Genomic DNA, 25,403 nt, shown 5'->3' on the forward strand with positions numbered 1-25,403 from the left:
CGTCAGTGGGCCGACAACGCCGGGGCATCAGGGCTCAACGACGGCTTCGCGACGGGCGGCGCCACCTCCTTGGGGCGGATCGGCATGCCGGGGTAGAAGATCTTCTGTGCGCCGCTGACCACCACCTGGTCGCCTGGGGCCAGGCCCGACTCGATCACCCGCAAGCCATCGAGCAAGCGCCCGAGGGTCACGTCCTTGCGCACGGCCTTGTCCTCCGGGCCCAGCACATACACGTACTTGCGGTTCTGGTCGGTGAGGATCGCGCGATCGTCCACCAGCAGCGCCTGGGTTTCCCCGGCGCCCTCCAGGCGCACCCGCGCATACAGCCCGGGGGTCAGCTTGCCGTCGGGGTTAGGTAGCACCGCCCGGGCGCGGATGGTGCCGGTGGTGGCATCCACCCGGTTATCCAGGAAGTCCACCTGGCCGCTGAAGGGGAAACTGTCGCGCTGGCTGGCCAGGCCGACCCGCACCTGATGGGCCAGCCCCGGGCGGGCACCCGCCACGGCCTGGTCGCTGTAACGCAGGAAGCTGTGCTCGTCGGCATCGAAGTAGACGTATATCGGGTCCTGGGACACCACTGTGGTCAGTACTGTCTGGTCGGCTTGGGCCAGGTTGCCCGCGGTGATCTGCGCCCGCCCGGCGCGCCCGGCGAACGGCGCCCGTACCTGGGTGAACCCCAGGTTGAGCCGGGCCATGGCGACATCGGCGATGGCCGCATTGACCTGGGCCTGGCCCTGGCCCAGGGAGGCGCTGCGGATATCGCCCTCCTCGCGAGAAATCGCCGCCTGGCGAACCAGCGCCTGGCCGCGCTGGTCCTGGGCCTTGGCCAGGCGCAGCGAAGCCTGGGCCTGCTGCAGGCGCGCCTCGGCGCTGGCCAGGGCCTCACGGTAAGGCCGCGGATCGATCTCGAACAGCACCTGGCCCTGGCGCACCTGTTCACCATCGCGAAACGCCACCCGGTCGACATAACCGCTGACCCGAGGCCGCAGGTCGACGGTGTCCACCGCACTGATGCGCCCATTGAACTGGTCCCACTCGCGGATACTGCGCAAGGCCAGGGTACTGACCTCCACCTCCGGAGCCTGCGCCGCCGGGGGCGCCTTGCTTTCACCACAGGCCGCCAAGGCCAGGACCACGCCGTACAACGCCACACCTCGCGATACACCACGGGCCCGGTAGAGAACTCGCTGGGCTGAATTCACGAACATGCACTCCCCGACAATCGAACATTGGTTTTTTGCTGCCGGCACGGTACAAGTTAAAGTCAACTTTAAGTAAAGCCCTCCCAGGAGCGAGCATGTATTCCCAAGGCGATCCTCACCTGACCATCACCGAAATCGCCCGACGCAGCGGAGTCAACGCCTCGGCGCTGCGTTTCTACGAGTCCCGCGGGCTGATCAATTCAGCCCGTTCCGGCAGCGGCCACCGGCGCTATCCACGCTCGGTGCTGCGGCGCGTGGCCTACATAGTGTTCGCCCAGCGGGTGGGCTTCTCCCTGGAGGAAATCAGCGAGCAGCTCGACGGCCTGCCCAACAACCACGCCCCCATGGGCGAAGACTGGCAACGCCTGTCCGCCACCTGGAAAGCCCGGGTGCAACAGCGCATCGCCGAGCTGGAACGGCTGAACATGAGCCTGGAGGAATGCATCGGCTGCGGCTGCATGTCCATGGACCATTGCAAGATGAACAACCCGGGGGACATCTACTCGCGCAACGGCTGCGGCGCCCGGCGCTGGATCGGCGACGAGAAGATCGATGTGGAGGAATTGCGGGGGGAAGCTTGAGTTTCTGGCAGCTCAGTGGCTATCGGGGCTGCCAGCGTGTGCCTGGAGCTAGCCGAAGGTTCTCATGAACGGCTCGGCACACTGCCTGATTGCGGCGACGACCTGCGGTGCTTGTTCAACCCATTCTGGCGAACGGGCCAACACTCGCTCCACAACTTGTAGCTGCTCGCGAATGACCTCTTCAGGCCGCGCTACATCACAGACCCTGGCAAATTCCAGCAAGCCTTGGCGCGAAGAGAACAGAGACTTGTTGCCAAGCAGATCCAGTGCAAGGACATCTTCCGGAATGTACGCGGTGGTATTGACGATGTCGTAGGCCGGCGCAAGCCGTGCGTTGCGCTGGGTAGGATCGGAGTACAACAGGCCAAAATTCTTCAGGTGGGCATCGCCATTACCCACGATGCAACTCAGGCTTACCATGGCAAACAACTGGTCTAGCGAGCCCCGCACGTGCTCGGGCGCACAGAACAGGCGGACTGCCTTGGCAATCGCCGAATAACTCTTGCTGTACTTCTGTTCGGTGCCCAGCCCCATCAGCGCAGCCATGTCCTCGAACCCCAGTGGGTCGAGCCGCTCGTCCCGATCGAAGCGACGCATGACGAACAATTTGCCGTTGGCGGATAGATAGAACTCCGGAACCGCAATTCCCGCCTCCCGGGCCATGGACATACAAAGAAATTCGTTGATCGCCAGCCCTGGAAACTCATCCCGGCCACTTTTGATGATCAAGTCGGAAGTCTTCGAGGTAAAACGCGCTGGCATGGTGTCCTGCTGCTCAGGCACCAGCACCTTGGGCTGAACACCCGAGATACCGGCGCGCAGGATGTAGCGATCCACCAGGCCAGCGAAAATATCCTCGGTACCGTCCCAGGCCAGGATTTCCTCAAGCCGTTCTCCGGCAAACTGCTGGCGTTGCAAGAGCGCATCGATTTCAGGGGAGTGCACCATTACCCGGCCGATGGGAGAACTGCTGCCAGACAGGGCCAACAGCAACATGGGATCGATGCTCACCAACTTGGCCAGACGGTTGCGCAACTGCTCCAGAACATAACCTTCCGGCAGGTTCATCTGGAAAATCGGGTGCAGTTCGCGGTAGCGGTATTCCTCCAGGCGCACAGGCATCAACAGACTGATAGCGGCCTGGGCCACGGCGTCTTCGTGGTAGCGAAACAGATAGTCCCCGGCGGTATTGAAGACCTTTCCGCTCCCACCCTCTGGCGTTGCCACTTGCAGCATGGCCGGCATCACTCGAACACTCCCTGGATCTCGTCCAACGTGGGCATGGCGGCAGGCATCAGAGTGAACTCACAGTCCAGAGCTGCCAGTACTCGTGCGTACGCCATCATGCCCACCGACAAATCGCCCCTTTCGATGGTTATGACTTTCTGCCGGGTAATGCCCGCCAGGGAGGCCAAGCTGGCCTGGGTCAACCCGCGGTTCAGGCGGCGCTGGCGAATCTGCTCACCTAGACGCAATGTGATGAGTGCATGATCCATGTTCTATATACGTAACAATCAAATATAAAAGTAACGTATACATTACCTATAAAAAACATCAAAGCGACTCCGACCAGTTGCATTCGAGGCCCCAGGAAAAGCAGCTTCTGACCATCGGCGATACGGATTCCAGCCGCTATTGCTGACTTCTACGAACAACTGTATTGAGCATACCTGCCTGTTTCCCCCAGGCCGCGCCACGTACCTTGGCCCCACTGCAACCTGCCAAGGATTTTCCCATGTTCAATCGCTTGATCCTGCCCTTCACCCTGGTGTTTTCCATCGGTGCGGCCCATGCCGCCGATACCCAGAAGTGGTACCCCTCCAAATACGGCGCGCAAGACGAGATCGGCGCGGTCAACCTGCTGGATGCCCAATCGGTGCTCGATGCCGCGAAGCTGATCAAGACCGGCAAGACCTACCCGCTGGCGGTGCCCATCGACAAGAACCTGCCGGCCTTCCGCCACCGCAGCTTCCACCTGACCAACGTGCAACCCGGCGAAGCCGGCGGTACCTCCCTGGGGCCCAACAAGTTCACCTTCAACGATGAACTGGTGGTGGGCTGGACCGGGGTCGGCACCCAGCTCAACGGGATCGGCCACATCGGTATCGACAACGTCTACTACAACGGCAATCGCGCGGCGGACTTCGTCAGCGTCGAGGGCGTGAAGAAGCTCGGCATCGAGAAAGTGCCGCCGATCGTGACCCGGGGCGTGGTGCTGGACATGACCGCCGTCTACGGCGAGGCCATAGTCCCGGAGAAGACCGAGTTCACCGTCGCTGACATCCAGAAAGCCCTCGACCTGCAGGGCGTCAGCATCCGCAAGGGCGACGTGGTGCTGTTCAACACCGGCTGGCTGGAGCTGATCGGCAAGGACAACCAGAAATTCCTCGCGGTCGAGCCCGGTATCGGCATGGAGGCCGCCAAGTGGCTGGTGGACAAGCAGATCGTGGCCTTCGGCGGCGACACCTGGGCCTCGGAAATCTACCCGGCCAAAGATGGCCAGGAGTTCCCGGTCAACCAGTACATGCTGGCCAAGAACGGCATCTACAACCTGGAGCTGATCGACAGCCGGGCGCTGGTCCGGGACAAGGCCTGGGAGTTCATGTTCGTCCTCGGCCAACCGCTGTACAAAGGCTCGACCCAGGTCAACATCAACCCGGTGGCGATCCACTGATCGGCTGACCCGGATACGACCCGGCCGCGCCCTTCTCGGAAGGCGCGGCTTTTTTATCGCCCTTCCTCAAAGCGGGCGCTCCATGACCAGGGTCCGCTCCTCGCCGTCGAACTGCTCGCGCACCGTGCGAAACCCCAGGCGCGCGTAAAAACCTTCGGCGGTGATCGAGGCCGGGACAATCAACGACTGCTCGCCGGCCTCCCTGGCCGCTTGCTGCAAGACGGTCATCAGGTGCCGACCGACACCGCGCTTATGCCAGGAGGGCTCGACGAACATGGTACGCACCACATTGGCGTCCAGGCTGGCGGTACCCACCAGCACGCCATCGACCCAGGCGACGAACATCCGCCGGCGCTGCATCAGTTGCAGTACCCCGGCGGCGGTGAAACTGTGCCGGACCCGTTCGATCACGCTTGCCGGGTAATCCCGGGCATTGCTGGTGAGCAGCGCCGCCAGGATCACCTGGCTGATCCGCGTGGCATCGGCCGCTGCGGCTTCCCGTACCTGACACTGCATGAGCGCTCCCTGCCTGGCCCTGGTCAAAGGGTCAAATTACGTTGTGGAGTGCCGGTTGCCAAGGCGCTAGGGCAACTTGAACACCAGGCTGGCATTGTCGTTCAGGCGTCCCTCGTACACCGGTTGGAGCTGTTCCAGCGAGGTGCCTCGGAGCTTGTCGCGCTCCTTGCGTGCAACTATCACCCAGGAGCCGTGGGGGAGCCGGTTCAACTGGTCTGCAGCATCGCCCATGACGAACAGCGGACGCTCGTCGTAGTCCAGGTTCATCATGTAGCGCACCGCCCCCGTGTCCTGGCCGAGGTCGAAGAACACCAATGGCCCTGGGCGCTCGGCACGCAAGCGCTCGACCTGGGAGACGAAGCCCCGGGTGTCGTATTGCCGGTCCTTGGCCGGGTCCAGCACCGATACCAGCAGCAACCATTGCGCCGCCAGGGCCAGGCCACTGAGCAGCACCAGGCGGCGTCCCTGGTCTGCCACGGTGCGCCGCCAGTGATACAACGCCAGCGCTTGCAGCAAGGCGAAGATGACGACCAGCAACGGCATCGACACCGGCGGCCAGTAGCCGTGCTTGTGCCAGCTGTGGCGCAGGATGAACAACACCACGATGCATAGCCCCGGCAACAAGGCCACCAGCCACTGGTAACCCTGGCCCAGGCGGGCCAGCCACCCCTTGGCGTTGAGCAAGCCATAGGCCGCCACGGCAGCGAACATCGGCACCATGGGCAGGATGTAGTAGGCGCGCTTGAAGTGGGGCAGCGACAGCCCGACCAGGATCATCAAGCCACAAGCTCCCAGGCGCAGCACCAGTTGCAACTGCGCATCGACATGGCGTCGGGCCCACTGGCGCCGTAGCACCCAGAGCGTGGCCAGGGCCAGGGGCACGACCGGAAAGTAACGGTACAGCGACAGCTGGAAGTAGAAGTAGAACGGCTCGCCGCTTTCATCCAGGCGCCCACGCACCTGCATGCCGTAGACCTGCTGGACAAAACCGTCACCGCCACTGATATAGGCAAGCTTCATCAACAGCCACCAGCAGCCGGCCAGGAGCACCAGCCCCGCGATGCCGTAACCCACTACACGTGTGAACATCGCCTTGCGCGCTTCTGGGGTACGAGCATCGCCCAGCAACCAGTAGAAGCAGATCACGCCACACACCTCCACCAACCCCAGGGGCCCGCGGATGGCAAAAGCCAGCACCAGCAGCGGCAACACCGCCAGTTGTCGCCACCGCGAGCCCTGCTGCTCGCCGGAATGCAGCAGGTAGAAAGCGCCCAGGCACAACAGGGAAATCATCTGGTCCAGGCAAACCGAGCGCGACTTGTCGAGCAACTGGCTGGTCAGCGCCGTGAGCAGTACCGACAGCAGGGCCCAGGTCCGCCTCTGGGGCGCCAGCAAGCGATACAGCAGGGCCAGCACCCCGGCCGAGGCCAGGGCTGTGGGCAGGATATTGGCCAGATGGTTGGGGGCGCCGAATGCCTGGGCGAACAGGTAGCTGAGAAAGGTCGCGGTCCCGGGGTAATCCGGATAGGGCTGGCCATAGGTGGTGGGAAACAAACTGGCACCGTGGCGGAACATCTCCTGCAGGAAAAACGCCCAGCGCCCATCGAAGCCCTGGGGCTGCTCGTCCCAGATGCCCCAGGTGAACAACACCAGCGCCACCAGGTACACCGCCCAGGACTCTGCACCGAAACGTTTTTCTCGAACCATCTTCGCTCCACCAGAAAGTGCCGTTGCCAGGGCTCGGCGCAAAGCAGGCAATGTTGCCGGAGCGAGCACTGAACAGTGCCTGAACGTCCGTTGAAAACCGCTGCGCTTCGTCAGCGGGCCAGCGCCACCCGGCGCCAGCGCACCTGGCCCACCACCAGCGCCAGCAGGACCAGGGCCATGGACAATCCGTCGTCCAAGCTGATGCCTTGGCCCAGCAACAACATCGAGCCTGCGGTACCGAACAGCGGAATCAACAGCGACAAGGGCGCCACCCGTGACACCGGGTACTCACGCAGCAGCAGGTTCCACCCCCAGTAGCAGAAGTGCGTCGCGGCATAGACCTGGAACAACAGCGACAGCACGGCGCTCCAGCGGAGTTGCCCAAGCACTTGCACGAAGGGCGCCGGGCCATGGACCAACCAGGTCAGCGCCAGCAACGGCAGCGGCGCGAAGAGACTGGCCCAGACCACGAAGGCGAATACCTCGCGCACCCCGCAGCGCTTGATGATCACGTTGCCCAGGCTCCAGCTGAAAGCGCTGGCCAATAGCAAACCATAGCCCAGGCTGGTGGCCTGTCCGGGGCTGGAACCGATGATCCGCAGCAGGCCCCAAAGGGCGATCGCCATGGCCAGCCACTGTGCCGGGCGCAGGCGTTCGCCGAACAACAGGGCTCCCCAGCCCAGGGAAAAGAACGCGCTGAACTGAATCAGCAAGGATGCGGTGCCAGGGGCGACGCCCTGGTCGATCCCCAGGTTGATCAACGCCCACATGGCCACGCCGAAGATCAATCCGTAGGCCACCAGCCAACCCAGGGCCACCTGTGGCCGTGGCACCAGGAACACCCAGGGCAACGCCGCCAGGGTGAAACGCAGGGCCGTGAGCAGCAATGGGTCGATGCTCGCCAATCCGAGCTTGGTGATGGGAAAGTTCAAGCCCCACAAGGCCGTCACCAGCAAGGCCAGGAGCAAGTGTTTGTTCTGCATGTCGCACGATCCGTGGAAAGCGGCCGCGGGCCAATCCCCGACCGGGCTGGCACTATCACCTCGCGGCCTGCTGGCCCGCTTGCAGTATCAGGTCATATACCAGTAGATTCGGGCCATGCCACCAATCACCCTCGACCCCTACCAGGATTCCCCCCGGGATGCGCTGGTCACCGCCATCGACTACCAGGACGGACAGCACTTTGCCGAGCACCAACATCGGCGTGGGCAGTTCGCCTACGCCGCTTGCGGGGTGATCAGCGTATTCACCAACCAGGGCAACTGGGTGGTGCCGCCACGCCGGGCGATCTGGGTTCCCGCCGAAGTGCCCCACGCCATGCACATGAGCGGCCCGGTATTGATGCTCAACACCTATGTCCACCCGCAGGCGGCGCAACGCCTGGGCCTGCCGGGGCATTGCCAGGTGCTGGAGGTTTCCGAGCTGCTGCGCCAGTTGCTGCTGCGTGCCGTGGACATTCCCGCGCACTACGCCACCGAGGGGGCCCACGAGCAGTTGATGGGCCTGCTGCTGCACGAGATCGCGGCCATGGCGCCGCTGTCGCTCAATGCCCCGCTTCCCACCGAGCCACGCCTGATGAAGGCCTGCCGCACCCTGCTGGAACGGCCGTCGCTGCAATGGCCACTGGATGAAATGGCCCAACGGGCCGGCATGAGCCGCCGCACCTTCACCCGCCTGTTCCGCCAGCACACCGGCATCAGCTTCGTGGAATGGCGCCAGCAAGCCTGCCTGTTGGCCGCGGTGGTGCGCCTGGGCAATGGCGAGTCCGTGACCCGGGTGGCCATGGACCTGGGCTATAGCAGCCCGAGCGCCTTCACCGGGGTGTTTCGCAAGCTCCTGGGGCAGGCACCCAGTCGCTACTTCGTCCGGGACCGGGCTTGAAAGGCCGCAGGCCCGGCAGTTGAACTGCCAGGCCCGGCCTGCGAGATCCGCGCTACAGGAACACGGCGGACAACATGCCCAGCGCGCCCAGGCAGAAGCCGATCAGCGCACCGCGCCCGGGCATCTGCTGGAACAGCGCCCAGATCACCAGCGGTTCCAGGAGCAGCAGCGAAGTCACCGAGACCACGGTGACGATCCAGATATCCCCCACCGCCATGTATCCCAGCCAGTAGGCCGCCAGCAGGCAAAGGCCGCCCAGGCACATGATCAGCACCGGCACCAAGAGCCCGCTGCTCCCCGTGTTGCCGGCATGGGCCAGCCGCGCGACCACCACTTCACTGTAGATGGCGCAGAACTCGCCCAGCACCATCAGCCCTACAGCAGAAACTCCGAGTAATTCTTTGGACATGAAACAAACCCCTTCGTATTGAGAGCCCGATTTTTCAGCTCCCAGGCATTGATCGCTCCGTTGACGGAGCCGGCATGGCAATGCACAGGGGTACGGGGCAACTCGGTTACGTTGAGGAACTTGATCATCTCCATCTCCTTTTGGGGTGGGCTAAGCACAAGGCCCGCGGCAAGGTCGGCGGGCCGTCACCTGTATAGAGTATTTCGGCGATAGCTGTCATCCACCACCGGCAAGCGCCCCACACAAAACCCACACAAACTCCACTCAGCACCGCCGCCGCCGTCGATAACCTTGGACCGATCATCAACAGCTGGAAACGGACCCTTCCCATGCCTCATAACTCCCCGGCCATTCGCAGCGTGCAACCGCTGGAATGGTTCGCCACCTACTTCATCGGTATTGCAGCACTGGCCCTGGCGGTGGTGGTGTTGTGCTCGCTGCTGATCCTGGCCAGCAGCAGCGCATCCCTGTGGACGACCTTCACCGATATCTTCTCCATCGCGCTGCAGGCGATGCTGTTGATCACCGTGGTGGTCAGCATCCTGGCCGCCCTGCCCTGCGCGCTGTTCTTCTGGCTGGCCCAGCGCTTCGCCTGGCGCAACGTGCTGATCTATCTGTTCTGCGGCATCCTCGGCTCGCTGCCGACCATGCCGGTGGTGGCCAGCATGTTCTCGAGCAGCTTCTTCACCGACCCGCCCGAGGTCGAGCCCAAAGCAGGCGAGCTTGAAGACTACTTGGTCATGGCGCCGCTGTTCACAGGCTCCGGGGCCTTCCTGGGGGCGGTGTTCTGGTGGCGCACCGGGCGTCACCTGCGCCGAGCCTCGGCCTGATCGAATCCGGCTTCTCAGTGGTCGACACCGTCCTGTCGCGTCGGCCACCCGCTTGCCCGGCTGCCCACTTGCTCCCAGCCACCAACAGCTGAACCCGCGGAGCGGCCTGGCGCCCGCTCTGCTCCAGCGGGGCACGGCACCAAAACCCTCCACTTGTTCACAATTCGTTAAGACTCGCCTACGTATACTCCGGCGCTTGACCGCAGCCTTCGCCTGCCTCCCCGGACGCCATCCATGTCACGACCTGCCCCGCTGTTGTTCCTGCTGGCCTGCCTGCTGTTCTTCTTCGCCCTGGGCAACCATGAGTTGCAGGGCTCCACCGAAGCCCGGGTCGCCGGGATCGCCATGCAGATGCATCTAGACGATGACTGGGTCACCCCGCGCCTGTTTGGCGTGCCCTTCCTGGAGAAACCGCCGCTGAGCCTGTGGCTCGATGCCGGCGCCATTCGCGCCTTCGGCGGTACGCCCCTGGCGGTACGCCTGGCCTCGGCCTTTGCCGGGCTGTTCAGCGTCATGCTGCTGTATGGCCTGCTGCGGCGTTTCGGACGCCCTGCCGGGGTAGCGCTGATGGCCGGGCTGATGCTGGCGACCATGGCCAGCTACTGGAGCAACGTACGCGGCGTGGGCGAGGATGCGCTGCTGAGCCTGGGCGTGACCCTGGCCCTGCTGGCATTCTTCCAGGCCCACCGGCGCCAGCTGGAACGCCAGCCCGCCCCCCTGGCCTGGCTGGCATTCGCCACCGGCATCGCCATCGCCACCCTGAGCAAGGGAGTGCTGGGCCTGGCCATGCCGGGGGTGGTGATCTTCGCCTACCTGCTGGTGGACAGCCTGCTTGCCAAGCGCCTGGCCCTGGGCCACTGGGTGCGCCCTGCGTTGCTGACCCTGGTGGGCTTGGTACCCCTGGCGATCTGGCTGGCGCTGCTGTACCAGCGCGGCGGCACGGCCGCCCTGGCGGAAGTGCTGTGGACCAACAGCATCGGACGCTTCGGCGGCTCCTTCGTCGAGGCCGGCCACTACGAACCCTTCTATTACTACCTGGCCAAGCTGCCCCAGGCCTTCCTGCCGTGGAACATCCTGGTCTACCTGGGCCTGTGGCACTGGCGCAAGGAACTGGCGAACAACCGCTACCTGCTGTTCTTCGTGATCTGGCTGCTGGCGCAGTTCACCCTGCTGTGCCTGGCGTCGAGCAAGCGCACCGTGTACTTGATGTCGCTGACCCCGGCGGCAGCGGTGCTGGCGGCCGAGTACGGGGCGGTGCTGTACCAGCGCCTCGCCCGGCGTGCTGACGGCAATGGTTTCTGGAGCGCGGTGGGGCGCCGACGCAAGGGCCTGGTCATTGCCCTCATGAGCCTGGTGGTCGCCCTCTACCTGGCCAATGCACAGTGGTTCGCCCCGCGCCTGGACCGTGAACTGTCGTTCGTGCCGGTAACCGACCAGATCATGGCGCTCGAGGCCGACGGCCACCAGTTGGCGCTGTACCAGGCCAACGAGCGCATCGCCGGGGCCAGCGTGTTCTACACCCAGCGTCTGCTCGGAGATCTGCAGACCGAGTCGCAACTCATGGCATTTCTCGCCGAGTCGCCCCGCCACATGGCGGTGCTCGGCGGTGCCGAGGCTCCCAAACCACCGCTGCAAATACAAAAGACGCTGATGGTAGGACGCCAGGCCTACTACTTCGTCAACCTGGCGCCCGCCAACTGACAGAAACAAAAACGGCACCCATCCGGGTGCCGTCGAGCTTGTCGGGCCGAGTAGGTCGCACCCGGCAAGCGCAGGATTACTGCGGGTTCTTCAGCTTGACCACGTCACCGGAGACCTTGGTGGTGTAGCCGTTGAGCACCCAGGCCCAGAACCAGTTTTCCTGGACCTGGGTATTGATCAGCGCATCGCCGCCCTTGGCCTTGATGGCAGCATTCTGGGCGCGCACGAAACGGCTGTTCTGCTGGATCGGGATGAACCCGAACAGCATGATCCCGGTGGCGGTCGCTTCACTGTGGCCGATGACCGTGTACTGGCTGCTGTCCAGTTGCTGGGTTTTCATCGGGGTGCCAGTGCAACCGGCAAGCGCCAGGCCGAGACAGGCGCAAGCAACGACTTTACTGATGTATTTCACAACGCAACTCCATGGAAAAGCGCCCGGGATTCATTTCTCGGGCGCCGGCACTGTACTCGCCGCGCCCTGAAATGCCCATCCGCGCAGGCACACCCCTTGAATCCTTTCCCGCTGATACCCCCCCGCCACTGTTGCAACCATGACCGGCGCCCCCATGGGCATTCCCTCAAGGAGTCAGTCATGACCATCACTGTCAGCACCACCCGAAGCCAGGCCAAGGTTCGCAAACCGTCGACGAGCAAGGGCGGCACCGGGCTTGCCTAGCCCCCGCCAAGCCTTGCCTGTGGACGGCGCGATTGCGCCAAGATCCTTGCCCTGTTTGCGTACCAGCCCCGCGAGGGACTGGAAAGGAGTACCCCATGTTGATTCTGCGTTCACTGATCATTGCCCTGGGCCTGCTTGCCGGCGCCGCCCAGGCCCTGGAAACCACCAGCACCCCTCCTGCAACCCTGAAGGCCTACGCCGCCACACTGGAGCAAGCCGCCGCCGGCAACCAGTGGCAGCAGATGTGGAAACGCTCCCGGGACAACGGGGCATTTGCCCTGCAGGGCGAGCATCCGCGCTTCACCATCAGCCAGGACAAGCTGCCGGACATGGCCCATACCACCTTGGGCAGCGCCACCAGCGTCTGGGCCAAAAACACCACCCAGGCGCTGTACCGCTACGAATTCACCGCCCCCATCGGCAGCATCGCCAACCTGCCGGTCAACGCCCTGTGCCTGCTGGTGGACTGGCGCACCTTGCCCGCCAGCACTCGCCCCGATGACGCCGGCGCCATGGCCAGTGTCAGCCTGCTCCTCGCCTTGCCCTGCCCTTGAGAACCAGACCGCCCGGACCTTGGCCCGGGCGGTGCTGTTCACGGCTTGAGTTGCGAGCTCAGCAGGTCGGCCTCCTTGCCGCGCCGGCTCTTGTAGATATCACCGAAGTTGCGCAGGTTGGCCACCGCCTGGGCCCAGTCGCAAGCAATCACCTGGCGCCAGAAATTCGGCGTGCGGCTGGCCAGGTCTCCGTACTGAAAGGCCACCGAGGCAATCACCGTCTGCGCTGGCGCCGGCAACTGGGCGAAGTCCCGCCCACTGGCTGCGGCATATTTCTTCGCCAACTGCTCGATGAAGGGTGCCTTGAATGCCTCATCGATCAGGCGCGCTTCATCAGGGCTGATGGTCAAGGGGTTCTCGTCGAGTGCAGCCTGCGCGTCCACGGTGGTCAGGAACAGATAGGGGCTCAGGCGCCGCACCAGGTCCGCCGGCAGCTTGAGCGCCTGCAGATCCGCCAGCTTGCGCTGCCCCAGGTCGAAACCGGTGGCAATCGTGACCCCGCTCTTGCTATGGGCAATGGCGGGCACATACCCCTTGGTGCGGGCGCCGCCTTCTCGTTCGGAGATGAAATTGAAATCGATCGAATAGCGCGACATGGGAATTCCCTCATCCAGTTGAAGAAAATCCAGTGCAACACCCACGACCGATACAGCGTCAGGCTGTAATAGTTCCCCGCAATAAGGGGGATATTTCCCACTGCAAAGAGGAACCAACACCTCCTTAGGATCGAACCGGCTTTATCCATAATTCCAAGGAGGTACCAAATGGACGTAAAAGACCTCAGCCTTATCGATGTTCGCCAACTTCCCCATTCGCTCCAGGCCCTCATCGATTGCATTGGCCTGGAAAACGCCTATCGCCTGACCTGCGAATACGGTGGCCGCCCCAAGTACATCCCCAAGCACGCCGAACGCACGTCCCTGGCCCTGCTCCTGCCACCGGAAGCCCTCGACGCGCTGATCGAGCGTTTCGCCGGCCTGGCCCTGGAAATTCCCAAGGCCGATCACTTCTGCCGGCAGATCCGCAACCAACATATCCAGCTGGAAAGCCTGGGAGGGATCTCCCGCAGCGTACTGGCCGACAAGTACGGCCTGAGCCTGCGGCAGATCGGCAACATCCGTCGCCTGGACGCCAACACTCCCCGGTAATCGCTTCCCGCTGAAGCGTCGACAGCGGCCCGCATAGGCTGCAAGTGCGCAACCAGCGCATAGACGACAAGGAGAAAGACCATGGCAGAAATAGACAAGGGCCTGATCGGCGGCGTGATAGCCGCCCTGCCCCTGGACAAGATGATCACCGGTCCATTGATGGCGATGATCCAGGCGCAGGTCGCCGCGAGCAAAGCCTACGCGGACTTCCTGATGGGCGTGTGCATCCAGAACGGCCAGGCGGTATCGGTGCAGTTCGACTACGACGAGACCCTGGTGGATGATCAGGGCGTCTACAAGGGCACGGTGAAGAAGTCGATGCGCATCCCGCTGCTGGCGGCCATCAGTCACCCCAACATCACCATCGAGGAAGGCTCGATCGAATTCGAGCTGACCATCAGCCAGATGGCCGAGGACACCAGTTCCACCGAAGCCTCCGGCAGCTTCGAGGCGAAGATGGGCTGGGGACCCTTCAGCGTCTCGGTCAAGGGCGCAGCGAGCCACAAGTCCACCCAGACCCGCAAGACCGATACCCGCGCACGCTATGCCATCAACACCAAGATCGTCCGCCAGGACCCACCGGAAGCCCTGATGCGGGTGATCGACTTCCTCACCGATGCGGCGACCAAGCCGGTAATGCTGCCCAATGCCACCGCGACCGACACCGACAAGCTACCCACCGCCAATACGCTGAAGCAGCCTGATGCGCCTGCGGAAAAGAAAAAAGACAAAGAGTGATTGCCTCTGCCAACGAGCCCCGCCCCACCCGGCGGGGCACTTAAGCCACCTAACCAGGAGCGTGATCCATGGCGTTTTTTTCCCGCCGCAAGGAGCCCATGTCCGCCAGCGACCTGAGCCACATCACCCGGGGCATGCACCAGGCTGCGGCCGCGACCCACAACCTGATCGCCCAGCAGTACATCAAGCTGTTCGACCAGTTCTTCGACTACGACGTCAACGACCTGGGCACGCCGATGAAAGCCAAGATGGTCGAGGTGGCGCTCAACGACCAGCACATCATCAACGTCCCGTTGATTGCCCTGGTCTCGCCCAAGGGCTTGGCCCTGCACAAGATGACCGTCGACCTCTCGGTGCGCATGCAAGGCACCGAACTGCAGAAGGCCACCCACGACCTGGAGAACGGTGAACTGCAGTGCGAGAAGTTCTTCGTCACCTTCGGCCACGGCAAGCGCGAAGGCCATGAGCGCGACCCCGACGAGGTGCAGATCAGCATGGAGTTTCGCGATTGCGAGCCGCCGGAGGCGATCCAGCGCCTGATCGAAGAGTTCACCAACCTGATCAGCCCGCAGCGGCTCAGCGATGCCCCGCCGAACCTGCCACCGCGGCCCGGCCAGCCTGAAGAAGCAGACTTGCTGATGCCTTGAAGCCGCCAGCGTCCAGGGCGCGCCGCGCGCTCGCCTCAGCGCTTGAAGTCCACCGAGCGCCAGTCGCTGGCCTCGATCGACCCGAGCATCTGCGGGGCGCCGTCCAGGGTGTCGGTGGTGACGAACAGGGCCGAGCCGTATCCCAGGGTCGGGGTCGCCAGCTTCAGGTCGCGTTCCAGTTGCGCCATGCATTCACTGTGGGTCACCAACACCAGGTTGTGTCCGGCGACCTTGTGCGCCAGGGCGTCGCGCAACATGCTGCCCTTGCAGTTGAAGAGCCAGTTGTCGCCGCTGCTGACCTTGCTGAACATGTAGCCGGCAGTCTGCGCGGTGCGGGTCAGGGGGCTGTTGTAGATGTCGGTCCGCGCAAGGCCCAGTTGCTCGAACCGGGCGCCGAGCCCCACCGCCACGTCCCGGGCGCGGTCGGTGATACCGTCGGCCGGCCCCAGGCAAGGGGCATTGGAATGGTCGCAGCGCTCCACATGGCGCACCAGGGCGATCACGTCGCCCTTGGCCCAGCTGCTGGCCAATGCCTTGAGCCCACTGGCATTGCCGTGGGCCAGGTCGGGAACCGCCGCCGGCTGGAGCAGGTACAGGCCCGCCAAAAGGCTCAGGCCCAGGCCCAGCAACCACGCCAGATGCCGCTTGTAACGGGCCAGGGTGCGCCCCAGGGATGGGCCCCTGGCCTGCGCCAATACCAGTCTTGTGGTCACGTTCCAGTCGCCCTTCAGAGAATGATCCGGGATATCGAGCAACCCGTGCCGAGGCCAGGCAGGCCTGGTGGCAGACGAGTTGCGCCGCATGCCCAAGGGCAGCGACCGGCCAGACTCTAGGGGGATGACCGTGGGGCAGCGGTGAAATCAATGTGAAAAAAAGCTCAACGCACAGGTGGTTCATCCCGCAAAATAGCCGTTAAAGCCTGAAACATTGTCTTGGCGCAATGCCGACGAAATCGTTTTAGCTATGGCACATCCCGCCGATATACCCCCTACAAATCACCTTGCTGGTCACCAAGAACAACAATCTTCCGGCCAACTGAGATCAAGAAGCGCTACGTTCCTGGAGGAATTCAATGAATAGCTGGTTCGCCAACATCAGCGTCAACCTTAAGTTGGGCCTGGGCTTCGGCCTGGTCCTGGCCCTGACCACCATTCTTGCACTGACCGGCTGGACCAGCCTGGGCGGCATGATCGACCGCAGCAACTGGATGAGCGACATCACCCAGTTGAACATCGGCCTGACCAAGCTGCGGGTCACCCGCCTGCAATACATGCTGACCAACGGCGACGAAACCGCCGCGCAGAATGTCCAGGTCACCCTGGACGACTTCAGCGCCCAGCAGAAGAAGCTCCTGGCGTCGTTCCAGAGCCCGGAGAACATCAAGCTGCTGCAAGGCCTGGGCGCGACCATCGCCGCCTACCAGGACTCGCTGAACAAGATGCGCAACGCCTACCGCACCGGCAACGCCGCGCGCCAGACCATGAACCAGAATGCCGACGACGCCAACGACCTGATCAACGGGATCAACGAGCGGGTCAAGCAGATGCCCCTGAGCGACGAGCGTTTCGAGCAGTTCCAGGCCATCACCGAGGCCAAGGAAGCCTTCCAGCTGGCCCGCTATGAAGTGCGTGGCTACGTCACCACCAGCAACCCGGAGACCGAGCAGAAGGCCGTCGCCCAGCTCAACGCCGCGATCACTGAGCTCGAGCAACTGAACAAGCACTTCAGCCGCACCCAGGGCGATGTCCTGCAACGCCTGACCACCGCCCTGACCGGCTACCGCAGCTCGCTGCAGACCTTCAAGGCAGCCTTCTCCGACGCCGTGCAGGCGCGCAAGGAAATGACCGACCAAGGCGCCGATATCGTCGAGCGCAGCGATGCCCTGTACCAGATCCAGCTGGATCGCCGCGATGTCGAAAGTGCCCAGGCCCGTAGCCTGCAACTGACCAGCACCCTGCTGGCGCTGCTGGTGGGCGTGCTGGCTGCGGTGATCATCACCCGCCAGATCACCCGTCCGCTGCGCGAGACCCTGGTAGCGGTCGAGCGTATTGCCTCCGGCGACCTGACCCAGGACCTGCACGTCACCCGTCGTGACGAACTGGGCGTGCTGCAACAAGGCATCGCCCGCATGGGCGTGACCCTGCGCGAGCTGATCGGCGGTATCCGCGACGGCGTGACCCAGATAGCCAGCGCCGCCGAGGAACTGTCGGCGGTGACCGAGGAAACCAGCGCCGGGGTCAACAGCCAGAAAGTCGAGACCGACCAGGTGGCCACCGCCATGCACGAGATGACCGCCACCGTGCAGGAAGTCGCGCGCAACGCCGAGGAAGCCTCCCAGGCTGCGGCCGCCGCCGATGGCGAAGCCCGCGAAGGCGACAAAGTGGTGGCACAGGCCATCGAGCAGATCGAGCGCCTGGCCAGCGAAGTGGTGCGCTCCACCGACGCCATGAACATGCTGCAACAGGAAAGCGACAAGATCGGCAGCGTCATGGACGTGATCAAGGCCGTGGCCGAACAGACCAACCTGCTGGCCCTGAACGCCGCCATCGAAGCCGCCCGCGCCGGTGAAGCCGGTCGTGGTTTCGCGGTGGTGGCCGACGAGGTCCGGGCCCTGGCCCAGCGCACCCAGAAGTCCACCGAGGAGATCGAGGAACTGGTGGCCGGCCTGCAGAACGGTACCCAGCAAGTGGCGACCGTGATGCACAACAGCCGGGTGCTGACCGACAGCAGTGTCGACCTGACGCGCAAGGCCGGTGCCTCCCTGGAGAACATCACCCGCACGGTGTCCAACATCCAGTCGATGAACCAGCAGATCGCCGCCGCTGCCGAAGAACAGAGCGCCGTGGCCGAGGAGATCAGCCGCAGCATCATCAACGTGCGCGATGTGTCGGAACAGACCGCCGCCGCCAGCGAGGAAACCGCGGCCTCCAGTGTCGAGCTGGCCCGCCTGGGCGGCCAACTGCAAATGATGGTCAGCCACTTCCGCGTCTGACTTGTAGCGCGTCCTTCGCTCATGTAGCCGCAGCCTTCGGCAGCGGCTACATGAGGTCTGCCGGACAGGCATTTACAGCGTTCGCGGTTTGCCCTTACCTTTCCCGGTCTCCATCCTGCTGTCCGAAGGATTCGTTGCCAGGAACCCAATCATGCCCAGCCTCGGTTTTACCTCGGTCCCGCCCCTGCTCAAGTACCTGCTCTATGCCGAGCAGCTGGGTATCGCCACGGAACCGGCGCTGGCAGCCGCCGGCTTGCAGGCAGCGCAGTTGAACGACACCAGCCTGCGCCTGCCGGTAGAGGTCCACGAACGCCTGCTGGACTACTTCTGCCTGCATTCGGGCGACCCGCTGTTCGGGCTCAACTCGGCACGCTTCGTCAAGCCCGGGTCCTGGAACGTGTTGGGCTACATCACCATGAACTGCGCGACCCTGGGCGAAGCCATGGGCCGCATCATGCCGTTCGAGAAACTGGTGGGGGACATGGGCACCAGCCGCGCCGAAGTGCTAGGCGACGAAGTACGCCTGATCTGGAGCTGCCGCCACCAACGCCCGGATATCCGCCGGCATCTGGTGGAAAACGTGCTCGCCTCCTGGCTGCTGTATGCCCGCTGGATCGCCGACTCGCAGCTTTCGCCAGGTGCGGTGTGGTTCGAGCATCCACTGCCGGAACTGGCCCGGCTCGAACAATACGAGGCGCTATTCGGCTGCCCGGTGCTGTTCCAGCAACCCTGCTCGGCCCTGGTGGCCCCCCTGCACTACCTGCAATTGCCCCTGCGCCAGGCCGATGCGCGGCTGCTCAAGACCCTGGAAGACCATGCCCAGACGATGATGGCCTCGCTGGCCGATGCGCCGGTGGCGCTGCAGGTGCAGAACGTCCTGCGCCAACTGCTCAAGGATGGCCTGCCGCGCAAGGAACAGGTGGCCGAACAGCTGCAAGTGTCGGTCAGTACCTTGCAGCGCCAGCTGCTCAAGGCCGGCACCTCCTACCAGCAGATCCTCGACGACCTGCGCCAGGAACTGGCCGAGCACCACCTGCTGCACAGCGAGCTGTCGATCCAGGCCATCGCCGATCGCCTGGGCTTCACCGAGCCCCGCTCGTTCCATCGCAGCTTCAAGACCCGCACCGGCATGCCTCCCGGAGAGTATCGCCAGAAGCACCGCGGTCCCGCCGGGCCTTGAATCCCGGCCGGGCCTTCTTGTGTTCTATTGGGAAAGCGCCCAAAGAGGGTCGCTGGCCATGAGCAGCGTGACCCAGTCGGTGAACGCGCGGACCCTCGCGGAAAGGTGGCGGGTATAGGGGTAGACCACCGAAATGGGCATGCTCGCCATATGCCAATCCGGGAGTATTTCGACCAGCGCCCCGCTGCGAAAATGCGGCTCGGCCTCCGCCCTGGGCACAAACGCCACCCCCAACCCCGCGATGGCGGCGGCAGCCGTGGCGCTACCGTTGTTGAAGTACAAGGAAGGTGGGTGGTCGAGGGTGAAGCTTTCCGCTCCGCGCCTGAGCGTCGGCACATAGCGCCGGTCGGTCACCGGGAACTTGAAACCCAGATGCTTGTGGGTCGGCAGCTGCGTTGGCGCGGTGATCGGGGCAACCCCGGCCAGATACCGGGGAGCTGCGCAGAGGCAAAAACGCATCTGCCCGATTGGGCGACACACCAGGTCCTGGTCCGTGACGACACCACCGCGCAGGGCGCAATCGACACCTTCCTGGGCGAGGTCGACCACCCGCTCGCTGCAGCCGATATCCAGGTGGATCTCTGGATACCTGGCGGCAAAGTCCGGCAGTGCCGGAACGACGAACAGGATGCCGACCGGGGATGGCATCTCGATCCTGATCCGGCCGCGAACCACATTGCGGCTTTGCGAAACAGCAGCTTCCAACTCGTCTACGTCATCGATGACCGCCCGTGCGCGCAGGTAGTACGCCGCCCCCTCCGTGGTAGGCGACACCTTGCGCGTCGTGCGGTGCAGCAGCTTGATGCCCAGCAGGCTTTCCAGGGCCTGGACCTGGCCCGAAATCGTGGTTTTCGCCAGATCCAGCGAATCGGCCGCGCCACTGAAACTGCCCACTTCGACAATGCGGCAAAACGCGCGCATGGCCTCCAGCCGGTCAAATGCCATTGTACGAATATCCGTATAAACAAAACGATTGGAGCCAATTTATCCGAGTAATGGCTTTTTCTAAAGTACGCCCATTCCACAACATGTGGCGACATCAGGAGAAGCACATCCATGAGCAACAAACGCATCGATTACTACCAGGCCGCCCCCCAGGCCATGCGGGCGATGATGGGGCTGGAAAAAGCCGCCGCCCAATCCGTCCTGCCTGCCGCGCTGCGGGAGCTGGTGCGAATCCGCGCCTCCCAGATCAATGGATGCGCCTACTGCATCGACATGCACACCACCGACGCGTTGAAAGGCGGGGAAACGCCCCGGCGCCTGATGGCCATCAGCGCCTGGAAGGAGACGCCATTCTTCGACGCCCGTGAACGTGCGGCCCTGTTGTGGACCGAGACACTGACCCTGGTTGCGCAGCGCCAGGCCCCGGACGAGATCTATGCAGAAGTCAGCGGGCACTTCAGCGAACAGGAACTCTGCGAGCTGACGTTCGTTATTGCCGCCATCAACGCCTGGAACCGTTTCGGTGTCGGTTTTGCCATGCAGCCGCAGCACTAGGCCCCAGTGATTGCCAGGCGCCCCGCCGCCATCGGCGAACCGGATACCGGCTTGCCCGCTCATTTTTTCAACGCCACACAAGGACCATCCCGTGCGTGCCCGATCAACCAGCGCCAGCGTCGTCATCATCACGCTCTTGTTGATGACTGGCTGCAACAAGGAACCCGGCCCGACCACAGCCGCCAGCGCCCCGGTCGTGGATGTGGCCAGGGTTGCCATGCAACCCGTCAAGGCCTGGGACAGCTTCAATGGCCGTATAGGCGCCATGGAAACCGTAGCTATCCTGCCCCGCGTGAGCGGCCACATCACCCAGGTGGCCTACCGGGAAGGTAGCGAGGTCAAGGCCGGCGACCTGCTCTTCGTCATCGACCCGCGCCCCTACCGCGCCGCATTGGCCAATGCCCGCGCCCAGCTGGAACGGGCCCGGACATCGCTGCTGTTCGCCGAACAGCAGGACCGGCGGGCACAGCAGTTGCTCAAGCTCAACGCAGTCTCCAAGGAAGAGGCCGAGCAACGGCACACCAGCCATGGCCAGAGCCTGGCCGAAGTCCATGCCGCCGAGGCGGCGGTGGCAAGCGCGGCCCTGAACCTGGAGTTCACCGAAGTCCGCTCGCCCATCGATGGCCGCACCAGCCGCGCCCAGCTGACGCGAGGCAACCTGGCCGTCGCCGATCAATCGGTCCTGACCTCGGTGGTGTCCCAAGATCCGCTTTACGTTTACTTCGATCCGGACGAGCACCATGTGCCGGGGTTTCGAAAGGCCTTGAAAGAATCGCGCGAAACCCAGGTGCGCATTGGCCTGGCCAGCGACGAAGGCTTCCCCTACGAGGGCGACTTGAGCTTCATCGACAACCAGGTCGATGCAAGCACCGGGACCATTCGCGCCCGCGCCACGGTGCGCAATCCGGAGCGACGGCTGACACCCGGCCTGTATGCCAGGGTGCAACTTGCGATCGGTGGGTCGGTACCGGTCATCGTGGTACCCGAGCGGGCGATCCTGACTGACCAGGACCAACAATACGTGTACCGCTTGAGCCCGGAAAACACCGCCGAAAGACGCTACATAAAAACCGGCAGGCAGGTCGGCAACCAGCGCGTCGTGACGGCGGGGCTGACCCGCGAAGACAAGATCGTCGTTGCCGGCCTGCAGCAGATCTACGCCAGCGGAACCGCCGTCACCCCCCATGAGCTCCCCCCCGAAGACAGTGCGCTGCAGGTCTCCCGCGCGATCTTGATCGGAAAGTAATTGCCAAAGGCTCCTCCCCCATGGATTTCTCAAGGTTTTTCATCGACAGGCCAACCTTCGCGATCGTGCTGTCGCTGGTCATTTTCGCCGCAGGCCTGATTGCCATGCCGTTGCTCCCGGTTGGCGAATACCCGGAAGTCGTGCCTGCGACCGTGGTGGTGAAAGCCACCTACCCTGGCGCCAACCCCAAGGAAATCGCCGAATCGGTCGCCGTCGTCCTGGAAGAAGCGATCAACGGCGTCGAAGGCATGCTGTACATGAAGTCGGTCGCCAGTTCCGACGGCACGTTGCAAGTGGTCACCACCTTCAACCCGAAGGTGGACCCCGATACAGCGGCGGTGCGTGTCCAGAACCGGGTCAGCCAGGCGCTCTCGCGCTTGCCGGAGCCCGTGCGCCAGTACGGAGTCACCACCCAGAAACAATCGCCGACACCGTTGATGTACCTGGACATGTACTCCAGCAACCCGCAGTTCGATGCGCTCTACCTGCGTAACTACCTGCGCCTGCATGTAAAGGATGAACTGGCGCGCATCCCGGGCATCGGCGAGGTGATTCTCTACGGCTCGGGCGACTATGCGATGCGCATCTGGCTCGACCCCGAAAAACTCGCCACACGCGGCATCACGGCCCAGGACACCATCGCGACAATTCGCCAACAGAACGTCCAGGTCTCGGCGGGCCAACTGGGCGCGGAGCCGTCGCCGACAACCACCGACTTTCTGGTTTCGCTCAACGTGCAGGGGCGCTTGAAGACCCAACAGGAATTCGGCGACATCATCATCAAGGCAGGTAGCGACGGCCAGGTCACCCGCCTTGCGGACGTGGCGCGCATCGAACTGGGCTCGGGCGATTACAGCCTGCGTGTTTTTCGCGGGCAGAGCCAGGAAGTCGCGGTGGGCATTTTCCTCACGCCAGGCGCAAACGCCATCGAGGTCGCCGACGCGGTCCATGCCCGGTTCGCGAGCCTGTCCAAGGAGTTCCCGCAAGGCGTGGGCTACACCAGTGTCTGGGACCCGACCGTTTTCGTCCGCGAATCGATCAGCGCCGTGCGCCATACCTTGTTCGAAGCAATGGTCCTGATCGTCCTGGTGGTGGTGCTCTTCCTGCAGACCTGGCGGGCCTCGATCATCCCGCTGATCGCGGTGCCGGTATCGATTGTCGGCACCTTCGCGGTCCTGTACCTGCTGGGCTACTCCATCAATACCCTGACCTTGTTCGGCCTGGTCCTGGCCATCGGCATCGTCGTGGATGACGCGATCGTGGTGGTGGAAAACGTCGAGCGCCACATCGAGCTCGGCCTGAGCCCGTTGCAAGCGGCCCATCAGGCCATGGCCGAAGTCTCGGGGCCGATCCTGGCGATCGGGCTGGTGCTGTGCGCCGTGTTCATTCCCATGGCCTTCATGAGTGGCGTCACCGGGCAGTTCTACAAGCAGTTCGCCGTCACCATTGCGATTTCGACCCTGATCTCGACAGTCAACTCGCTGACCTTGTCGCCGGCCCTGGCGGCCCGCCTGTTGCGTCGGCATGACGCCCCCAGGGACCGCATGACCCGCTGGATGGATGGAACCCTGGGCTGGCTGTTGCGACCGTTCGAGCGATTCTTCAAGCTCAACGCCGAACGCTACGGGGCCAGTATTGCCCGCCTGCTGCCACGGCGCGGAGTCGTCTTCGCGGTGTATGGCGTATTGCTCGGCGCCACCGGGATCCTGTTCAACGCGATTCCCAGCGGCTTCATCCCCAACCAGGACAAGCTCTATCTGTTCGCCGGAGCCACCTTGCCCCCGGGCGCTTCGCTTTCCCGCTCCGAGGCCGTGGCCCGCGAAATGTCGGCCATCGCCTCGAGCGTAGAGGGTGTCGACTACAGCAACTCGTACGTCGGTTCGAACGCCCTGCAAAGCACCACCACGCCGAACCTGGTGACCTCCTACGTCATTCTCAAGCCCTTTGGCCAACGCTCCCGCAGCGCCGAGCAGATCAACGCCGAATTGAACCGCAAGTTCGCGGCGATCAAGGATGGGGCGGCCTATGCCCTGTTGCCGCCACCGATCCAGGGGCTGGGCAACGGCTCCGGATACGCGTTGTTCCTGACGGACCGGGGTGGATTGGGTTACGCGGCACTGCAGCAGGCGCTGGACAGGTTCCAGGCCGAGATCGCCAGCACCCCGGGCATGACCTTCCCGGTGAGTTCCTACCAGTCCAACATCCCGCAGTTGCAAGTGCAGGTCGATCGGACCAGGGCCCAAGCCCAGGGGGTGGAGCTGACAGCCATCTTCGAGACCCTGCAGACCTACCTGGGCTCGGTCTACGTCAACGACTTCAACCTGCTGGGACGGGTGTATCGGGTCGTTGCCCAGGCGGACGCCAGCTTCCGCCAAACCAGGGCGGATGTGGGCAACCTGCAGGTGCGCAATGCCCGGGGCGAAATGCTGCCGCTCAGTTCCGTGGTGAACATCGTGCCGACCTTCGGCCCGGATCCGGTCATGCGCTACAACGGCTATCCGGCGGCTGACCTGATCGGCGACGCCGACCCTCGCATCCTGTCGTCGGGCGAGGCCATCGAGACACTGCAAGAGATCGCCGCCCGCACCCTGCCACGCGGCATCGAACTGGAATGGACCGACCTGAGCTACCAGCAAGTGACCCAGAGCAACAGCGCGGCGATCGTCTTTGCGATCGCCGCCATGCTGGTGTTCCTGGTCCTGGCCGCCCTGTACGAGAGCTGGCTGCTGCCGCTTGCCGTCATCCTGATCGTGCCCATTTGCCTGTTTGCCGCCTTGACGGGGGTCTGGCTGGCGGGTGCGGACAACAATGTCTTCGTCCAGGTGGGACTGGTGGTCCTGATGGGGCTGGCTTGCAAGAACGCGATCTTGATCGTCGAGTTCGCGCGGGAACTGGAAATGCACGGCCAAAGCACCGTCGACGCGGCGCTGCAAGCCTGCAGGCTGCGCCTGCGACCGATCGTGATGACCTCCGTGGCCTTTATCGCCGGTGCCGTTCCGCTCCTGATCGGCACTGGGGCAGGTAGCGAAGTGCGCCATGTCACGGGAGTCACGGTGTTTAGCGGCATGCTCGGGGTGACGGTGTTTGGCCTGTTCCTGACCCCGGTGTTCTACGTCGTGCTGAGAAAGCTCGGAGCCACCATCCCCGGCCGCCCCTCAAGCAGCGTGTCTGAAGAAGCACAGGGCCCGAGCCACGGTTGACAGTGGCAGCACGCCGGTCGA

The 25,403-nt window shown here is 63.8% G+C and carries 25 protein-coding genes and 1 pseudogene; 15 read left to right on the forward strand and 11 right to left on the reverse strand.

Annotated elements, in window-relative coordinates:
- Positions 1-2 precede the first annotated feature (2 nt).
- Positions 3-1,202 (reverse strand): efflux RND transporter periplasmic adaptor subunit, encoded by a 1,200-nt coding sequence (locus GDH07_RS30760; protein WP_256578740.1) that lies wholly within the window; start codon positions 1,200-1,202, stop codon positions 3-5.
- 95 nt (positions 1,203-1,297) lie between these two features.
- Between GDH07_RS30760 and soxR the strand changes: the two genes are divergently transcribed.
- Positions 1,298-1,783: a redox-sensitive transcriptional activator SoxR gene (gene soxR / locus GDH07_RS30765; RefSeq protein ID WP_022638981.1), complete on the forward strand. Its 486-nt coding sequence runs from the start codon at positions 1,298-1,300 to the stop codon at positions 1,781-1,783.
- 48 nt (positions 1,784-1,831) lie between these two features.
- Here the strand turns inward: soxR and GDH07_RS30770 are convergent, their stop codons facing one another.
- Together GDH07_RS30770 and GDH07_RS30775 are read right to left on the reverse strand one after the other, a co-directional pair.
- Positions 1,832-3,028 (reverse strand): type II toxin-antitoxin system HipA family toxin, encoded by a 1,197-nt coding sequence (locus GDH07_RS30770; protein WP_152899744.1) that lies wholly within the window; start codon positions 3,026-3,028, stop codon positions 1,832-1,834.
- Positions 3,028-3,279: a helix-turn-helix transcriptional regulator gene (locus GDH07_RS30775; RefSeq protein WP_022638979.1), complete on the reverse strand. Its 252-nt coding sequence runs from the start codon at positions 3,277-3,279 to the stop codon at positions 3,028-3,030. The genes GDH07_RS30770 and GDH07_RS30775 overlap by 1 nt, the downstream gene beginning before the upstream one ends.
- 239 nt (positions 3,280-3,518) lie before the next feature.
- Between GDH07_RS30775 and GDH07_RS30780 the strand changes: the two genes are divergently transcribed.
- Complete coding sequence (locus GDH07_RS30780) at positions 3,519-4,457, forward strand: cyclase family protein (protein WP_152899745.1); 939 nt, start codon at positions 3,519-3,521, stop codon at positions 4,455-4,457.
- Positions 4,458-4,523: 66 nt separating this feature from the next.
- On the opposite strand, the gene GDH07_RS30785 is transcribed toward GDH07_RS30780, so the two are convergent.
- The 3 genes from GDH07_RS30785 to GDH07_RS30795 all read right to left on the reverse strand — a co-directional run bounded on the left by GDH07_RS30785 (position 4,524) and on the right by GDH07_RS30795 (position 7,663).
- The gene (locus GDH07_RS30785) at positions 4,524-4,973 is read right to left on the reverse strand and encodes a GNAT family N-acetyltransferase (RefSeq protein WP_152899746.1); all 450 of its coding nucleotides are present in this window, start codon (positions 4,971-4,973) and stop codon (positions 4,524-4,526) included.
- A 66-nt stretch (positions 4,974-5,039) separates the two neighbouring features.
- Positions 5,040-6,680, reverse strand: coding sequence for an ArnT family glycosyltransferase (locus GDH07_RS30790; protein WP_152899747.1), 1,641 nt, complete (start codon positions 6,678-6,680; stop codon positions 5,040-5,042).
- 110 nt (positions 6,681-6,790) lie between these two features.
- The gene (locus GDH07_RS30795; RefSeq protein WP_152899748.1) at positions 6,791-7,663 is read right to left on the reverse strand and encodes an EamA family transporter; all 873 of its coding nucleotides are present in this window, start codon (positions 7,661-7,663) and stop codon (positions 6,791-6,793) included.
- Positions 7,664-7,778: 115 nt separating this feature from the next.
- Between GDH07_RS30795 and GDH07_RS30800 the strand changes: the two genes are divergently transcribed.
- Entirely contained in the window at positions 7,779-8,561 is a 783-nt protein-coding gene (locus GDH07_RS30800; protein WP_152899749.1) for an AraC family transcriptional regulator, read from the forward strand.
- Positions 8,562-8,613: 52 nt separating this feature from the next.
- On the opposite strand, the gene GDH07_RS30805 is transcribed toward GDH07_RS30800, so the two are convergent.
- A complete protein-coding gene (locus tag GDH07_RS30805) occupies positions 8,614-8,931 on the reverse strand; it encodes a hypothetical protein (protein WP_022638973.1) in 318 nt (105 codons plus the stop codon).
- A gap of 368 nt (positions 8,932-9,299) precedes the next feature.
- Between GDH07_RS30805 and GDH07_RS30810 the strand changes: the two genes are divergently transcribed.
- Positions 9,300-9,800, forward strand: coding sequence for a hypothetical protein (locus GDH07_RS30810; RefSeq protein ID WP_022638971.1), 501 nt, complete (start codon positions 9,300-9,302; stop codon positions 9,798-9,800).
- A 234-nt stretch (positions 9,801-10,034) separates the two neighbouring features.
- On the forward strand, positions 10,035-11,501 hold the full coding sequence (locus tag GDH07_RS30815; RefSeq protein ID WP_152899750.1) for an ArnT family glycosyltransferase: 1,467 nt from the start codon (positions 10,035-10,037) through the stop codon (positions 11,499-11,501).
- 76 nt (positions 11,502-11,577) lie between these two features.
- On the opposite strand, the gene GDH07_RS30820 is transcribed toward GDH07_RS30815, so the two are convergent.
- Complete coding sequence (locus GDH07_RS30820; protein ID WP_343038363.1) at positions 11,578-11,913, reverse strand: hypothetical protein; 336 nt, start codon at positions 11,911-11,913, stop codon at positions 11,578-11,580.
- Between the two features lie 359 nt (positions 11,914-12,272).
- Between GDH07_RS30820 and GDH07_RS30825 the strand changes: the two genes are divergently transcribed.
- Positions 12,273-12,731, forward strand: coding sequence for a hypothetical protein (locus tag GDH07_RS30825; protein ID WP_152899751.1), 459 nt, complete (start codon positions 12,273-12,275; stop codon positions 12,729-12,731).
- Positions 12,732-12,769: 38 nt separating this feature from the next.
- Here the strand turns inward: GDH07_RS30825 and GDH07_RS30830 are convergent, their stop codons facing one another.
- The gene (locus GDH07_RS30830) at positions 12,770-13,327 is read right to left on the reverse strand and encodes a pesticin C-terminus-like muramidase (protein WP_022638967.1); all 558 of its coding nucleotides are present in this window, start codon (positions 13,325-13,327) and stop codon (positions 12,770-12,772) included.
- A gap of 168 nt (positions 13,328-13,495) precedes the next feature.
- Here GDH07_RS30830 and GDH07_RS30835 point away from each other — a divergent pair, with 168 nt between their 5' ends.
- From GDH07_RS30835 to GDH07_RS30845, 3 genes are all read left to right on the forward strand, one after another.
- Complete coding sequence (locus GDH07_RS30835) at positions 13,496-13,879, forward strand: hypothetical protein (RefSeq protein ID WP_053136841.1); 384 nt, start codon at positions 13,496-13,498, stop codon at positions 13,877-13,879.
- Positions 13,880-13,960: 81 nt separating this feature from the next.
- Positions 13,961-14,617 (forward strand): DUF2589 domain-containing protein, encoded by a 657-nt coding sequence (locus GDH07_RS30840; RefSeq protein WP_022638965.1) that lies wholly within the window; start codon positions 13,961-13,963, stop codon positions 14,615-14,617.
- Positions 14,618-14,685: 68 nt separating this feature from the next.
- Positions 14,686-15,264 (forward strand): DUF2589 domain-containing protein, encoded by a 579-nt coding sequence (locus tag GDH07_RS30845; RefSeq protein ID WP_022638964.1) that lies wholly within the window; start codon positions 14,686-14,688, stop codon positions 15,262-15,264.
- A gap of 35 nt (positions 15,265-15,299) precedes the next feature.
- Here GDH07_RS30845 and pmrG read toward each other — a convergent pair whose 3' ends face one another.
- Positions 15,300-15,977 carry a lipopolysaccharide core heptose(II)-phosphate phosphatase PmrG gene (pmrG, locus tag GDH07_RS30850; RefSeq protein ID WP_425502178.1) on the reverse strand — a complete coding sequence of 226 codons (678 nt, stop codon included), beginning with the start codon at positions 15,975-15,977 and terminating at the stop codon, positions 15,300-15,302.
- Positions 15,978-16,471: 494 nt separating this feature from the next.
- Here pmrG and GDH07_RS32995 point away from each other — a divergent pair.
- From GDH07_RS32995 to gliR, 3 genes and pseudogenes are all read left to right on the forward strand, one after another.
- Positions 16,472-17,350, forward strand: a pseudogene (locus GDH07_RS32995) (methyl-accepting chemotaxis protein); the annotation flags it as partial.
- A gap of 201 nt (positions 17,351-17,551) precedes the next feature.
- Complete coding sequence (locus tag GDH07_RS33000) at positions 17,552-18,256, forward strand: methyl-accepting chemotaxis protein (protein WP_371857918.1); 705 nt, start codon at positions 17,552-17,554, stop codon at positions 18,254-18,256.
- A 151-nt stretch (positions 18,257-18,407) separates the two neighbouring features.
- Positions 18,408-19,436: an AraC family transcriptional regulator GliR gene (gene gliR, locus GDH07_RS30860; protein WP_022638962.1), complete on the forward strand. Its 1,029-nt coding sequence runs from the start codon at positions 18,408-18,410 to the stop codon at positions 19,434-19,436.
- 24 nt (positions 19,437-19,460) lie between these two features.
- Here gliR and GDH07_RS30865 read toward each other — a convergent pair whose 3' ends face one another.
- Positions 19,461-20,381: a LysR substrate-binding domain-containing protein gene (locus GDH07_RS30865; protein WP_152899752.1), complete on the reverse strand. Its 921-nt coding sequence runs from the start codon at positions 20,379-20,381 to the stop codon at positions 19,461-19,463.
- Positions 20,382-20,492: 111 nt separating this feature from the next.
- Here GDH07_RS30865 and GDH07_RS30870 point away from each other — a divergent pair, with 111 nt between their 5' ends.
- The 3 genes from GDH07_RS30870 to GDH07_RS30880 all read left to right on the forward strand — a co-directional run bounded on the left by GDH07_RS30870 (position 20,493) and on the right by GDH07_RS30880 (position 25,382).
- Positions 20,493-20,936, forward strand: coding sequence for a carboxymuconolactone decarboxylase family protein (locus GDH07_RS30870; RefSeq protein ID WP_022638960.1), 444 nt, complete (start codon positions 20,493-20,495; stop codon positions 20,934-20,936).
- 91 nt (positions 20,937-21,027) lie between these two features.
- On the forward strand, positions 21,028-22,182 hold the full coding sequence (locus GDH07_RS30875) for an efflux RND transporter periplasmic adaptor subunit (RefSeq protein WP_053136832.1): 1,155 nt from the start codon (positions 21,028-21,030) through the stop codon (positions 22,180-22,182).
- A 20-nt stretch (positions 22,183-22,202) separates the two neighbouring features.
- Positions 22,203-25,382 (forward strand): efflux RND transporter permease subunit, encoded by a 3,180-nt coding sequence (locus GDH07_RS30880; RefSeq protein ID WP_152899753.1) that lies wholly within the window; start codon positions 22,203-22,205, stop codon positions 25,380-25,382.
- Positions 25,383-25,403: the final 21 nt, after the last annotated feature.

It is taken from the genome of Pseudomonas piscis (assembly GCF_009380155.1).
GTDB lineage: Bacteria > Pseudomonadota > Gammaproteobacteria > Pseudomonadales > Pseudomonadaceae > Aquipseudomonas > Aquipseudomonas piscis.